Origin of the sequence: Flintibacter faecis (assembly GCF_014287875.1) — a bacterium.
In the GTDB taxonomy this organism is placed as follows: Bacteria; Bacillota; Clostridia; order Oscillospirales; family Oscillospiraceae; genus Lawsonibacter; species Lawsonibacter faecis_A.
This window is the reverse complement of record NZ_JACOPN010000037.1, coordinates 1-634: the sequence shown is the minus strand read 5'-3', so window position 1 is coordinate 634 and position 634 is coordinate 1. Positions and strand designations below refer to the sequence as shown.

Below are 634 nucleotides of genomic sequence, written 5' to 3'. Positions count from 1 at the left end.
TGCGCTGGGTGTAATAGGCGTTCAGCAGAGAAACAAGGTCGGGTGCCTGCGGCTTGGCAAGCTCCGCTTTTGCTTCGGCAATCCAATCAAACAGGAGAGCGATTTTCTTCTTAATGTCCTGGATAACGGCATTGGTCGCTCTGATCCAGCGATTGAACTCGCCTTTCTCGGTGCGTATACCTTTCTTCTCCATTGCCCGGACGGTTGCGCCCTCATGGACGGTGGGAAGAAGCTCTACGCCCTGACGCTCATAGCTTCGGTGGTCGATACGAACGTCAAGCCCCTTTTCCGCAAACTTGGCGTTGCATAACTCTGCCCATGTCTGCCGCCAGTATTCCAGCGTTTCGGGACTGCCCCAGTCGGTAGTGGGAACGGCGTTGAAAACAAACTCGCCGTTCTGGTCCCGGATACGGTTGCCGTCCTCGTCCAGCTCATACACCCGGCGTTGCTTTAGCCCCCATTTGCCGTTCTGCTCGATGGGGCGGATAGGGCAAAGCACATGAAAATGTGGATTGGGTATGCCGCCGTCCTCCCGGTCTGGCTGGTGTACGGCGAAGTCAACCACCATGCCCCGGCTCACAAAGTTCTCCAATAAAAATTGCCTTGCAAGAGCGATGTTTTCCTCAAGGGAAAA

General features: G+C 55.2%; 1 protein-coding gene. It reads right to left on the bottom strand.

The annotated features are described in order from the left end of the window. Positions 1 to 634 (bottom strand): MobA/MobL family protein (locus H8S55_RS13900; RefSeq protein WP_186879362.1); only part of this gene is annotated, 634 nt, incomplete at both ends.